Origin of the sequence: Mucilaginibacter phyllosphaerae (assembly GCF_004378255.1) — a bacterium.
GTDB lineage: Bacteria > Bacteroidota > Bacteroidia > Sphingobacteriales > Sphingobacteriaceae > Mucilaginibacter > Mucilaginibacter phyllosphaerae.
This window is the reverse complement of record NZ_SNQG01000001.1, coordinates 447,321-461,101: the sequence shown is the minus strand read 5'-3', so window position 1 is coordinate 461,101 and position 13,781 is coordinate 447,321. Positions and strand designations below refer to the sequence as shown.

Annotated in this window: 10 protein-coding genes; 3 read left to right on the top strand and 7 right to left on the bottom strand. The window is 46.3% G+C overall.

Annotated elements, in window-relative coordinates; genetic code table 11:
- Window positions 1-122 precede the first annotated feature (122 nt).
- The 3 genes from E2R65_RS01765 to E2R65_RS01755 form a co-directional block, all read right to left on the bottom strand.
- The gene (locus E2R65_RS01765) at window positions 123-557 is read right to left on the bottom strand and encodes a DUF1810 domain-containing protein (RefSeq protein ID WP_134334754.1); all 435 of its coding nucleotides are present in this window, start codon (window positions 555-557) and stop codon (window positions 123-125) included.
- Between the two features lie 98 nt (window positions 558-655).
- Window positions 656-1,453: an SDR family NAD(P)-dependent oxidoreductase gene (locus E2R65_RS01760; RefSeq protein WP_134334753.1), complete on the bottom strand. Its 798-nt coding sequence runs from the start codon at window positions 1,451-1,453 to the stop codon at window positions 656-658.
- A 13-nt stretch (window positions 1,454-1,466) separates the two neighbouring features.
- A complete protein-coding gene (locus tag E2R65_RS01755) occupies window positions 1,467-2,675 on the bottom strand; it encodes a zinc-dependent alcohol dehydrogenase (RefSeq protein ID WP_134334752.1) in 1,209 nt (402 codons plus the stop codon).
- 106 nt (window positions 2,676-2,781) lie between these two features.
- Here E2R65_RS01755 and E2R65_RS01750 point away from each other — a divergent pair, with 106 nt between their 5' ends.
- Genes E2R65_RS01750 through E2R65_RS01740 form a run of 3 tightly spaced genes read left to right on the top strand, consistent with a single transcriptional unit; the run spans window position 2,782 to window position 5,499 of the window.
- Window positions 2,782-4,314 (top strand): FAD-dependent oxidoreductase, encoded by a 1,533-nt coding sequence (locus E2R65_RS01750; RefSeq protein ID WP_134334751.1) that lies wholly within the window; start codon window positions 2,782-2,784, stop codon window positions 4,312-4,314.
- A gap of 32 nt (window positions 4,315-4,346) precedes the next feature.
- Window positions 4,347-5,003 (top strand): DUF6766 family protein, encoded by a 657-nt coding sequence (locus E2R65_RS01745; RefSeq protein ID WP_134334750.1) that lies wholly within the window; start codon window positions 4,347-4,349, stop codon window positions 5,001-5,003.
- A gap of 7 nt (window positions 5,004-5,010) precedes the next feature.
- Window positions 5,011-5,499 (top strand): CinA family protein, encoded by a 489-nt coding sequence (locus E2R65_RS01740; protein WP_134334749.1) that lies wholly within the window; start codon window positions 5,011-5,013, stop codon window positions 5,497-5,499.
- A 195-nt stretch (window positions 5,500-5,694) separates the two neighbouring features.
- Here the strand turns inward: E2R65_RS01740 and E2R65_RS01735 are convergent, their stop codons facing one another.
- The 4 genes from E2R65_RS01735 to E2R65_RS01720 all read right to left on the bottom strand — a co-directional run bounded on the left by E2R65_RS01735 (window position 5,695) and on the right by E2R65_RS01720 (window position 13,732).
- Window positions 5,695-7,998: a Gldg family protein gene (locus E2R65_RS01735; RefSeq protein ID WP_134334748.1), complete on the bottom strand. Its 2,304-nt coding sequence runs from the start codon at window positions 7,996-7,998 to the stop codon at window positions 5,695-5,697.
- Window positions 7,999-8,934 (bottom strand): ABC transporter ATP-binding protein, encoded by a 936-nt coding sequence (locus E2R65_RS01730; RefSeq protein WP_134334747.1) that lies wholly within the window; start codon window positions 8,932-8,934, stop codon window positions 7,999-8,001.
- A 72-nt stretch (window positions 8,935-9,006) separates the two neighbouring features.
- Window positions 9,007-10,380: a RagB/SusD family nutrient uptake outer membrane protein gene (locus E2R65_RS01725; protein WP_134334746.1), complete on the bottom strand. Its 1,374-nt coding sequence runs from the start codon at window positions 10,378-10,380 to the stop codon at window positions 9,007-9,009.
- Window position 10,381: 1 nt separating this feature from the next.
- Window positions 10,382-13,732 carry a SusC/RagA family TonB-linked outer membrane protein gene (locus E2R65_RS01720; RefSeq protein WP_134334745.1) on the bottom strand — a complete coding sequence of 1,117 codons (3,351 nt, stop codon included), beginning with the start codon at window positions 13,730-13,732 and terminating at the stop codon, window positions 10,382-10,384.
- Between the last annotated feature and the right edge of the window lie 49 nt (window positions 13,733-13,781).

Sequence of the window (13,781 nt, the reverse complement as noted above, 5' to 3'; positions counted from 1 at the left end):
TCTGCTTGGATCTTAAAGTGCGTGTGTATGATAGATGCAACTTCAACTAAACAAGCTTGTTAAATTATAGTTTGAGGTAAAAATTTATTTATTTGATTAAATATTTGCTCCGCAGTAAGGTTTTAGGATTTATCCGCCTCTTTTAAAAACGCAAGCGTGTGTGGGTCTTTCTTACCATCGAAGAATTTGCTTAAAACCAGGTTAAAAACCTCATGGGCGGGGGAGGCCAAAGCAAATAAGGTTAAGCACGAGCGGAGTTTAAGATCATCGGGCGAGCCGAAGATCTGTGTAGCGTTATTACCCGGTAGCTGCAGTAACTGCCTGCTGACGGCAACCAGCCTGGGGCCCAGAAGGGGATGCGCCAGGTAAGCCCTTGCCTCGCCCAGATCGCGGATACCGTATTTTTTGGACAGGGCAGAAAATCCCAGCCCCGCCATCTGCGGAAAGATATACCACATCCAGTGGCTGCGTTTTTTACCCGCCTTAATTTCTGCCAGGGCTGTTTCGTAATCGCCCTTTTGTGCTTCCACAAAGCGGTTTAGATCTTCTTGCTGCATAGGATAAGATAAGCGGCCTGTTTGTTAAAGCAGGCCGGTACGGTTGCCGGCCTGCAAGCGCCGCAAGGCTGTGGCGGCTATTATTTTAGGGTTGATCTTTAATTGTTCGGCTGCTCATCTACCGGTTGCTGCTGCATATTCATGGTATGGGCAACGGCGCTGTCGGGCATCAGGTTGGCGGCGCTTACCTGTACCTTGTTCTTAAAGCCCGATATCACCCGGTCATCACCGGCCATTAATGCCTCGTAACCGTCCTGCGCCACATCGGCAGGGTTTGCCATGGCATCCTTATCCTGTACAATTTTGCTGTCGTTCATCCCGGCCTTGTTAAAAAAGTCGGTATCTGTAACACCGGGTACCAGGGCGGTAAAGGTAATACCGCTATCCTTCATTTCTTCGCGGATTGCGGTGGTGAAAGAGAGTACAAAGGCTTTGGTAGCATGGTACACCGCCTGCCAAGGGCCGGGCAGTTTGCCGGCAATCGACCCTAAATTGAGTATTTTACCTTCGCCGCGGGCAGCCATTTGTTTTACAAAGTGCTTGGTTAAAATAACGGTGGCGCAGATATTTAAATGGATAATGTCCAGTTCGCGCTGCAGGTCGGTATCTTTAAATAGGCCGTAAACACCCTGCCCGGCATCGTTCACCAAAACATCAACCTGCTGGGCAACCTCGCTGCAAAGCGCTTGTGCCTCTTCCATTTTAGAAAGATCTTTGGCAATGGCGGTTACTTCTACACCCATCTGCCTAAACTCTGCCGCCTTGCTGTCCAGTTCGGCCTGCGTGCGGGCAACAATTATCAGGTTATACTTATCTTTAGCAAAAAGCCTGGCCAGTTCATAGCCAATACCATTAGTGGCGCCTGTTATCAGTGCTGTTTTTCTTTGATTTTCCATCGTATAGTTTGTTTTAGTTTTCAATTTCAACCGGTTTGGTGTTGTCGGTCGGCTTGGTTTGTTCCCAGGGCTTAAGCACCACCTTTACGCAGTCTTCTTCTTTTTTATCAAAAATGTCGTATCCGTGCGTTACCTCGCTTAGTGGCAGGGTGTGGGTAATAATATCATCCAGCACTACTTTTTCTTCCTTAACCAGGCCTATCAGGTGGTCTATATAATTCAGCACGGGCGCCTGGCCCATTTTCAGCGTAATGCCTTTATCAAACAGGCGGTGCAGCGGGAAATTATCATAGGTAGAGCCATATACACCCATAATAGATACGGTACCCATACGGCGCACCGTCTTAAAGGCCATATCCAGTATCTTCATACTGCCCACCTCAAAATTAAACAGTGCTTTGGCTTTATCCACCAGGTTGCGTTCGGGCTCAAAGCCTACGGCATCCACACAAACATCGGCACCCCGCCCGCCCGTCATCGATCGTATCGCTTCCACCACATCTACTTCGTCGGGGTTAAGTGTTTCTACTTTGTTAACCGCCCTTGCTTTTTCCAGGCGATAGTTTAGTGGGTCGATAGCGATAACCCGGCCCGCGCCGTTTAACCAGGCGGCTTTTTGCGCCATGAGCCCTACCGGGCCCGAGCCGAATATGGCAACCACCTCGCCGCCCTTAAGCTGCGCCCAATCAATAGCCGACCAGCCCGTGGGGAAGATATCCGTTAGGAACAATACCTGTTCATCGCTCATATTATCGGGCACGATGCGCGGGCTGATATCTGCATAAGGCACCCGCACATACTCTGCCTGCCCGCCCGAGTAACCGCCATACAGGTCGGTATAGCCAAACAGGGCAGCGCCTTTCTGGTCGGCCATATCGCCATTGGGGCCATAATGCTTATAGTTGGAGTTTTCGCAGGCCGGGGACGAGCCGTGGGTGCAAAAAAAGCAATGCCCGCAGGCTATCGGGAAGGGTACCACCACGCGGTCGCCCTTTTTTAATTTGCTTACGCCTTTGCCCACTTCTTCTACAATCCCCATAAACTCGTGGCCCATTACCATGGGGTGGGTTTGCGGCACGCCGCCGCTAAGGATGTGCAGGTCTGAACCGCAAATGGCGGTAGAGGTAACTTTTAAAATAACATCGGTATCCTGTTCGATGCGCGGGTCTGCTACGGTATCATAACGGATGTCGCCTGGTTTGTGAAATACGGCTGCTTTCATGCTTTATTTTTATTATTAGTATGTTATATTAACTTGTAGGAAAATATATTGTTTAATAATATTAAAATTTATCAAACACATCAGGGTCTGATTTTGTAATTAACATATGGCAAACACAAAAAAGCAAGCTGTATTAAGGGATGGTGCGCAGCACAGCCCATGGCAAACAGGCTTAACATTAATGGATGAGGCGGGTGTTTTTGACCCCGGCGCGGTTTATGATGCTTTAATTGTTGGCGGCGGAATAACCGGCCTTACCGCTGCGCTGCTTTTACAAAAAGCAGGGAAGAAAACCCTGATAGCAGAGGCACATACGCCTGGTTTTGGTACTACAGGCGGCACCAGCGCCCACATTAACACCTTTGCCGATACCACTTACAGCGAGGCGGAAAGCGCCTTTGGCGAAGCAGGTGCCCAATTGTTTGCAGCAGCCATACAGGATGGCTTTGACCTGATCAAAACAAACATTGAGGAGCTGAAGATAGATTGCGATTACGAGGTGAAGAACGGTTACCTGTATGCCGAAACCGAAGAAGAAGCCAAAATGCTGAATGATATTTTCCAGGGCGCCGCCAAGGTGGGCGTGCCGGTTGCTTATACAGCAGAGGTGCCTACACCAGTGCCGTTTAAAAAGGCCCTGCTTTGGGAGGGGCAGGCGCAGTTTCAGCCATTAAATTATCTGCAGGGTTTACAAAAGGCTTTTATTGCTTTAGGCGGTGTGATTTTGCAGGATACGCTGATTACCGGTATCACAACAGCAGGCGATACGCATACGGCCGAAAGCGGGGAGATTAAGATCAAAGCGAAGGCCGTGGCCTATGCTACGCACCTGCCGCCCAACATTAACGTTTTAAATTTTGAGTGTGCGCCCTACCGCAGTTATGTACTGGCCGTAAAGCTGAAGGATGCTAATTACCCGGATGCACTGATCTACGATAGCCAGGAACCCTACCATTATGTAAGGACACACCGCATAGCAGGGGAACAACTTTTACTGGTTGGCGGCCTGGATCATAAAACCGGACATGAGGATGCCGAAAAGGCTTTTGCCGGCCTGGAGGAGTACACCCGCAAGTATTATGAGGTGGCCGAAGTAGCGTACCGGTGGTCAAGCCAGTACTATGTACCGGCAGACGGCTTGCCATATATAGGGCAGATGCCGCTGGCGGCAGATGGCATTTACTGCGCTACAGGCTACAACGGTAACGGGATGATGCTGGGCAGTGTTGCCGGGCAGATACTGGCCGGCCTGATAAGCGGCAAAGGGAGCAAATACCAAAAATTGTTTAGTCCCGGCCGGGTTAAACCTGTAGACAGCTTTACCGAATTTGTAAAAGAAAACGCTGATGTGGCCTATCGTTTTGTGGCCGACAGGTTTGGTATCGAGGAAACCGATTCGCTGAAAAGTTTGGCAAAGGGCACCGGTAAACTGGTAGAGGTTAATGGCAAAAAGGTTGCGGCCTACCGCGATGATGCCGGCACCCTGCATGCGCTTAACCCGGTATGCACCCACGCCGGCTGTATTGTAAACTGGAACAGCGAAGAAAAAAGCTGGGATTGCCCCTGCCATGGCGCCCGTTACAATATTGATGGCTGCGTATTAACAGGCCCGGCCACTAAAAACCTGGCCAAGGTATAACAAGCTGTTATTGCCATGGCAGCTATCGTATCATGAAGAAAGGCATCTTTTATCGCAACGGGTTAAGCATAGTGTTTATCCTATTATTTATACTGGCGCTTTGCGCGCAGGCATTTACCGGCTGGAAGGAGTATAATACGGAATTGAAAGACGAGCATACGCCGCAGATTGGGTTTGGGGCCTATCTGCATACGGGGCATTTTGTATCGGCAACGTTCGAGAACTTTCAGAGCGAATTTTTACAAATGGCTTTATATGTGGTGCTTACGGTAGGGCTTCGCCAGCAAGGGTCGGCAGAATCCAAAAGCCTGGATGAGGCAGAAGAGGTAGACCGCGAACCCCGGGCAGCCAAAGATGCCCCCTGGCCGGTGCGTAAAGGCGGGCTGTGGCTTAAGCTTTACAGCAATTCGCTTGCTATCGTATTTTTTGCCTTGTTCTTTTTTAGCTGGTGGATGCACCTTTACGGCAGTTGGCTGGATCATAACAGCGAGCAGCTGATCAAAGGGAAACCGGCAGAGGGGCTTGGCGCCTATCTGGCAGAGCCAAGGTTTTGGTTCGAAACCTTCCAGAACTGGCAAAGTGAGTTTTTATCGGTGCTGTCTATCGTTGTGTTAACCATTTATCTGCGGCAAAAAGGCTCGCCGGAATCAAAACCGGTAGATGCACCACATTCAGAAACCGGAAAGTAAACCATATATGGCAGAAAAAAGTATATTGGAATGCAGTAAACTACTTGCAAAACAAGGGCTTACCATCGCCTTTGCAGAAAGCGCCACGGCAGGCTGGCTCTGTTCTGAATTTGCCCTGGCGCCAGAGTCGGGCAAGATCCTCAAGGGCAGTATTGTTTGTTACGATGCAACGCTAAAGCAAAGCATATTAGGCGTACCGCAAAGCCTGATCGAACAGTTCACCCCCGAATCTGAAGAGGTGACCCGCGAGATGGCCCGCCGGCTCCCGAGCATTATCGATGCGGATATTTATGTGGCCGTTACCGGCCTTACCACCCCCGGCGGCAGTGAAACGGAACAGAAGCCGGTGGGCACCATGTTTGTGCATGCTTACTATTTAAGCGAGCAGCTAAAATTCCGGAAAGTGTTTGGGGGATCATGCGAAGACATCATCCATCAAACGGTGCAGGCCGTGGCAAACATGATCATAAACCGTTTAAAACAAAACGAAAATTAAGGCCGGCGACCGGGGGCTCCGGAAAGGTAATTTATGGTTACTTCGAGGGTGATTCAGGGGCGTTTTTTGGTGATTTTTGGTCGTCATTTTGTGCTGAAAAAGCCTGCCTAAATTGATTTTTAATAAAAAAAGCACCTGTCTTCTACGCAGGCGCTTAACTATTAACTGATATAAAGAACGAAGAAGATTTTCAATTTATTTTCTTTTCCGGCTGATCAAAAAGCCTGCCCCGCATAGTATAATCAGGCCGGGTAAAATACCTAAATAAATGATTTTCAGTAACATAAGGCCGTTGTCGGTTATGTTTAAGCGGTTGTCTTCAGAGGCCGGCCTGTTCGTGTTAATGGGGAATTGGCCATAGGTAAACCAGCCCATTAAAGGCATATAAAAATCGCGGTTAGCTGATTCCCAGCCACTTATCTGTGCCGAACTCAGGAAGTCTGCATCCCCTGCAACCATAATGCGCTGTTGTTTACCATTGATCTGCCTGGTCAGCGCCAGCGCCGTAGGTACCGGTATTCTTTTATCGCCATTTTTGGCATCAAAAACAATTTCGGCAGAGTCGGGAATCAGTTTATCTGCCCTCACCCACGATGTTTTTTCATTCGTAACAAACAGATTATCAATATTATATAAGCTATTTTTGCTATAGGTTAAACCTGCCGCACCGGGCATGCTTATTTTTACCTGTTTATCCAAATCATATTTTAGCGACTGCGATAACCCTGCTGCCTTGGGGGTTAAAGCAGCCATCACCACATCAGGGCCAAGATCCTTGCTTTTTTGTATGATAATGCCATTCATCAGGCTGATTCCCAATGGATTGATAAGCGGGTTGATAATGGCCTGTTTACCCGGTTCTGTAGCTACCAGTAAATTGCCCCCGTTATTGATATACTGATGGATCTTAGCTAATACAGCAGGTTTAAAGGCAATCTTTGGATCGGCAATTACCAGGGCCGAAATATCCTGCGGAATGGTTTGTCTGGACAGGTTGATACTATCGGTATCGAAGCCCTGGTTTACCATAGCGTTGCGGTTAACTATCTGGCTTACAAAGGATCCATAGTCCTTGTCGCTGAGTTTGTTTATGCTGCGCTCAAAATCGCCTTGTGCAAATAATACTTTTGGCAGTTTTACGGTAAGGCGTTTTAAGGCAGCGCTGGTTTCGGTTTCTGAGGGGAATTGCAGCTGATCGTCAAACAGGCGCAGGAAGGTGCTGCGGCCCTTATAAGTAAGCTGCATGACGTAGCGGTTAAGCTCGGGCTTCAGATCAATTATTTTACGGATCTCCTGAGGCGACTTAAAATCGTTAATATCAAGTTTCCAGGACTTTGCGCTTTGTTCGGCAATTTGTTTTAGCGTTTTACCGGGGTAATTGCGGTGCAGCTGCTGGTCGGCGCTTGGCTCATCGTAGTAATACACATATTTAAAAGTAATATTGGGTTTAAACCTTAAATATGGCTCCCAGCGCTCTTTTTCGTAATTACGAAAGGAGGGGGCGCCCATTCCAAACCGCTGATCGAGCAGGTTAATGTAGGAAGTGATCTGCAGCGGGGCGTCGCCAATGTCTTTTAAAACCTTTTGCGTACTTGGAGTAAGTGTTTGCGACTGATGGGCAGTAGGGTCATAATAACCTATAAAACCGGGTAAAGAGGTTAGATAACCTGCTACAATACCTAAAAATAAAACTAATAGGTAACGCCCGGCGATAATGCGGTTTGCTGCTTTTGTTTCGCGTGCGGCATGCAGTTTAATGATGCTAAAAGCCAGGAACAAGCAAATTATTATGATAAAGTAAGCAACATCCTTGGTATTTATTAAGCCGTAAATGATCTTTTCGGCCCGGCCATTCATAGACAGGAAATAGCTGAGGCTACGGAATGCTGCCATGTTTTGCCCAACATTACCGATGTAAGCTAAAATAGCAAAAACAACCAGCGTACTTATAGCCGCAACTATCTGGTAAGATGTGAGGCATGACATAAACAAACCAATGGCGGCATAGGCGCAAAGCAACAGATATATGGCCAGCAGCCCGGCCAGCAACAAGCCGGTATCTGCATGCTTTATGTTGAAAGTTGCTGTAAGCACAAATATTGCCAGCACTGCAACAAGCAATAAATTATAAACCATTAAGGATGCAAACTTGCCTAATACGATCTGCCTGATCTTAACCGGGGATGAATACAGCAGTTTGATAGTGCCGCTGCTTATTTCACGGCTGATGAGGCCCATGGTTAATAAAGGCAGGTACAGGTAAACCTTGTTAAGCACATCGCCGTAAAGGCCGGATCGCATGCCGAAAACATTTGAGGTTAAAAAACTGAGATTGTGGAGCATATCGCCCCCAATGTTTTGATAGGTAAGGAATGTTTCTATCTGCGAGGTGTAAAGCAACCCACACTGAAATATAAATACCACAGATAAAAACCAGGCAATGGGGGAGTAGAACAGCAAACTAAGCTCTAACTTAGCAATTTTTATAGTAGTTTTCATTTAGTTTTGTTTGGGTATTTTGTTTGAAAGCTGTGCAAAAATTTCGTCGATGGAGGTTTTATCGAGGGTTATTTCGGTGAGTCGCCAACCTTTTTGCACGCTTATTTCAATGATCTTTTCGGTGATCTGCTGCTGATCGTTAAAGAATACCCTGGCCTGGTTATCTGTTAAAAAGTTTGCCTGGGTAATGCCCGGTATGTTTAACAGATCAGCCGTTGTAGGCGGGTTTTCCATCGTTACCAATGCGCTGTGGGGTTTTATGTAATTGTTAAAGGCATCCATGGTATCGGTAAAAACAATTTTGCCTCCCTCAATCATCACAATATCCTTACATAGCACCTGCACTTCTGATAAAATATGCGATGAAAATATAACGGCCCTGTCAACCGCTATTTCTTTTATCAGCGCCCTAACCTCAATTATTTGGTTCGGATCGAGCCCGTTGGTCGGTTCATCCAGTACTACCAGCTGTGGCCGGTGAATAATAGCCTGGGCAATGCCTACCCGCTGGCGGTAACCGCCCGATAAATTACCGATAAGCCTGTTGCTAAAATGGCTTATACCGCATCTTTCTTTTACTTCCTGCAATGCCGATGGGATGGTGTTTTTATCCATCAGCCTGAGCCAGGCGCAGTGGTTTAAATATTCATCAACGGTAAGGTCCATATACAGTGGCGCGTTCTGTGGCAAAAAGCCGATCTTTTTTTTGGCTTCTTCGGGGTTTGTGCGCATATCTACACCCTCTATTAAAACCCGTCCTTCGGTTTGGTTCAATACCCCGCACATAATATTCATGGTGGTGGATTTGCCTGCCCCGTTAGAGCCAAGCAAGCCCAAAATGCCTGTTTGGTTAATTTCCAGCTGGATATTGGTGATTGCCCAGGCCTTACTATACCTGTGCGATAGGTTATCTATTTTTAAAATGGGGGTCATCAGTATAAAAATTTAGCAATAGCAAACCCGCGCACAGCCCTAAAACTGCGTGTGGGTTTATTATTTTGTAATTGATTAGTAACCGGGGTTCTGGATTAGTTTATTATTTAAGTTGATCTCTGTTTGGGGTATCGGGTACAATACCGAAGAGGGTTTCATGGTTGTTTTTTGGGCAGAAAGTACGGCATCCGCCTGTCCGGTCCTTTTCAGATCGAGCCACCGGTGCCCCCATTCTGTCATAAATTCATGCCTGTTCTCGGTAGCTATAGCTGCCAGTAATATAGTTTTGCCGGTGCCTGTAAAGTTTGAAAGGCCTGCACGTTCACGAATGATGTTAAGGTCGGCCTGCGCATCAGCTGTTTTATCTAACTGCGCCCTGGCTTCTGCCCGTATCAGGTACTGCTCGGCCAAACGCAGCATAATATAGGTTTCTTTAACGGGTGCATCATAATCGCCCCTGTCCTTATACTTAAAGGGGTAATAAAAAGTTTCGCTGTTATAACTGATGCTGTTTATCCAGGCCGTTTTACGGTTATCGCCGGTTTCAAAGCTATTTATCAGGTTTTTGGTAAGCGAATAATCAACATAACCATAAGGCACGGATGATTGGAATGTGTACCCCTCATTAGTAGCCGAATAATTATTATTTTGTAAAAGCTGCCAGATAGCTTCTTTACTATCTTTAAGAAAGGCATCGTTTAGAGATGGCAGCGGGCCGTAGGTGCCGGATGCGATCACTGCTGATGCTTCTTTTTCGGCATTAGCATAATCATTTGTGTAAAGATAAACCCTTGCCAGCAATGCGGTAGCAGCCCATTTGTTTGGCCTTGCATGGCCATCTGTAGGGTATGTTTCATTCAGTAAAGATTGTGCTTCCTTTAAATCGGCTATGATGGCAGCATACACATCAGCCGGTTTGCTTTGGGTAATGGTGGTATTTTTAGTGTAACTGGTTGTGGTTACCAATGGCACATTCCCCCAAAAATTCACCAGGTAAAAATTAGTAAATGCCCGGGCAAATTTTGCCTCGCCCAGTAGTTGTGTTTTTATAGATGCCGTAAGTTTGGTGCTGGCTTCCAGGCCGATAATGCAGGTGTTTATCTGCGTCATGTTTTGATAGGCGCCGGCCCACATGCTGTTTACATTACTGTTTGCAGGTAACAATTGGTTTTGCTGAAATTGCATTAGTAGTGGGTCCTGTGATTGCGGCAGCAGCTCATCGGCAGAAAGGCCGCCATAAATGGTAATGCCGCTGTTTACAAAACTACGATCGTTAAGCATGTTGGCGTAGATCCCCAAAACTGCCGATGTTGCCGAGTTATCTTTGGTAAATGCATCAGAGGTAAGCAGTTCTGTTTTGGGTGTATCAATATCAACAAATTTTTTGCACCCGGTAAAAATGGTTGCTGCCACCATCAATACGGTTATGATTAATGTTATCTTTTTCATGTTAAAAAGTTAATTGGATACCGGCGGTGATTATTTTTCTTGGGGGGAGCGAAAACGACTGGGGCGATTCGGGATCTGTACCCTTAAAACCGGTAACAGTTAATAAATTTTGCCCCTGAAGATATAACTTCATGTTTTTTATCCCGGCCCTTTTAGTTACACCCTGCGGCAGGTTGTAGGCAAATGATAAGTTTTGCAGGCGGATGTAAGATGCATCAACAAAAACAGCATCAGAGTTATTATAGGCAAAAAGATCTGCACGGTAAATATTGGTGGTAAGATTTTCTAAAGCAGGCTTGCCCGTTAGTTGTTCAGACAGGATCAGCTGATTGCCAAGGCCGGCATTTATGCCGCCTGCTGCTACATTACTTAGCCTTAAAATGCTTTTTTGTTTGGTAAAGTTAAATAAGAAACTCAACTGAAAATCTTGATAACCGATGGTGTTGTTTATTCCGCCAAAAAAAGCAGGGGTGGTATCCTCAAAAACATGGTCCGTATCGCCATACAGATCCACAGATCCATCGCCGTTGATATCTGCAAATGTGTATAGCCCGGTGGCCGCATCTACGCCGGTGTATTTTGAGATCCCCACGCTGTTGATTGAACGCCCGATGGCATATTTGCCTGCATAGCTTGATGTTGCAAGCCCCGGAAACGCCAGTAGTTTATTGCGGTTATGCGAAATGTTGAAACTGGTAGCCCAGCTAAAATCTTTTGTACGGAAATTCTGGCTTTGCAGCGTAAGTTCCCATCCCTGGTTTTGCACCAGCGCCGGCAAGTTGGCTATAACGGCGGTAAACCCGGTTACTGATGATAAGGGGTAACTTACCAGTTGATTGCCGGAGCGGTTGCGGTACCACGAAAATTCGGTATTGATGCGCCCGTTTAAAAAGCCTAATGCGATGGCAGCCTCCAGCTTTTTGTTTGTGGTCCAGCTAAACAGGTCGTTGCCCAGCCTGCTTAACTGATAAGCAGGGGTGCCCTGATAAGGATAAGAGCCGTTTACAAAGCTCGACAGGTATTGGTAATCGGTTAAATTATCGCCGCCAACCAAACCGTAAGATCCCCTTATTTTACCGAATGAAAGAAAACCCGATGTGCCTTGCATAAAATCTTCTTTCGAGAAGATCCATGCAGCGCCAACAGAGCCGAAATTTCCGAATTTACGGTTGTTGCCAAATCGCGAAGAGCCGTCGCGCCGGCCATTCAGGTTAATGATGTACTTCTCGTCGAAATTATAATTGATCCTGGCAAAAACCGACTGGAAGCGGGTATCGGTATAATTTGTGACAACCCGGTAGTTGGATGCCCCGGCAAGTGATTCTAAAAAGGTATCATCGGTATAACCGGTAGCATCAATGCGGTTCCCTTCTATCCGCGTATCCTGAAAGGTTGAACCCAGCAGGGCGGTAACGTTATGCCTGCCGATGCTTTTATTGTAGGTTAAGTTAGGTTCGATGATCCACGATTGGCTATCGTTATTACCAAATGTGGAAAACGAGAACTGGTTGTAACGCGGATCATAAGACCCTGCAGGGGCGGTTTGCAGCTGATTTTGTTTGCTTAAATTGTAACCTAACGACGTATTAAATGCCAGGCCGGCCATTATCTGGTATTTTAAAGATAAGTTGCCGATAAAGTTTTTAGTGCTGGCACTATATGGCCTTTTTAAGCCTATAGCTTCATAAGGTAAACCGCCAAGGCTGTAATCTGTAAAGTTTAAATTGCCCTGGCTATCTGTTAACGATGGCGCGTTCGGCGCCAGAAAGATCAGCTTGGTAAGATCTACCTGCGGTAGGTTGCTATTGGTAGATGAAAAGTTAAGTGTGGCCGTTGTGGTTAATTTGTTATTAAAAGATACGTTGTTAAGTGCCAGTGAGCCCGATGCACGTTGCTCCTGGTAGTCGCCCTTAAAAGGTGGTGTGGTGCGGTTGTAACCGCCGCTTACACGGTAAGTGGTTTGGATATCGCCTCCAGACAGGCTTAACTGGGCATCGGTTGTATTGGCGTTACCCAGTAATTCTTTTTGCCAGTCGGTATATTTGTTTTGATCCCATACCCTAAGATCATAGGCATTAAAGTCATCAGGGGTGATATTATCATTTGCCAATGCCCTTTTGCGCATTTCAAGGTATTGTTGGGTGTTCATCAGTTTTAGCTTTTTTGTTTGTAAACTAACACCCGAGTAAACGTTGGCCGTAACGGTTGCAGGGCCGGCTTTGCCTTTTTTGGTTGTTATTAAAATAACACCGTTTGCGCCCCTGGCGCCGTAAATAGCTGTGGCATCTGCATCTTTAAGTACGGTAATGCTTTCAATATCAGTCGGGTTAAGGCCATATAGCGGGCTTTGGCCTTCCGTAGGGCCGGTAAAGCCATTTTTATTAATACCCACATTCAGATCTGAAGAGTTGCCCGCCGATATAATTGGCACACCATCAAGAATGTATAGTGGTTCGCTCAGATTATTTACACCATAACTATTTGTAGTTAAAGAGTTTTGCCCGCGCAGCTTTATATTAAAAGAGGCGCTGGCAAAGCCGCTTGTTTGGCTAACGGTTAAGCCCGGCACCATTCCCTGTAAAGCCTGCAGTACATTGGCCACAGGTTGCTTCTCGATATCCACGCTGTTCACTACCGCCACACTGCCTGTATTAAGTGCCTTTGTGGTAGTACCATAACCTATTTGAATTTTAACTTCTTTTAACTCATTTGATTTGGGTACGAGGATGATGCCGCCCAGCTTGCCGGTGCTGATGCGGGTGGTATAAGTTTCAAAACCAATATAGCTAATGTTTAATATGCTACCCTTATCCGCCAAAAACTTAAAGGTACCATCGGCACTTGTAGTTAAAATAAACGCTACCTTATTGGTTGTTGTTACATTAATGGTAGCGCCGGCCAGCCCCGTATTACCGGTACTTAAAACCTGGCCTGTAATAACTATTGCGGTATCTTTTGCCTTGCGTGGCGCAGGCGCGGCAACAATATTATGTTCTTTATCCCTGATTACGATAGTTTGTTCTTCGATAATATATTCTACCGGCCGATTGCCAATTACCGTTTTTAGCACTGTTTCCAGCGGGGTGTTTTTAAAATTGGCGTTAATATTTTGGTTGCCTTTAACACCCGTGCCCGATAAAAGCACACTGTAGCCTGTTTGCTTGTTTATTTGGGTAAATAACTGTTTTAGGGTGCTGTTACTTTTAACGAATGTTATTTTTTGTGCAAATCCTGCTGCGCTTACCTGTAATATGGCTGCAATAAGTAAAACGGTTGTAAGTTTCATGATCAACAGGAATTTATGGATGCAGCCCGGCGGCGTACAAAAAAATCGTGTAAAATTTTTATACATTTGATAATCTGTTTTAGTAAGAAAATAATGTTGAAAGCGCTATTTGATT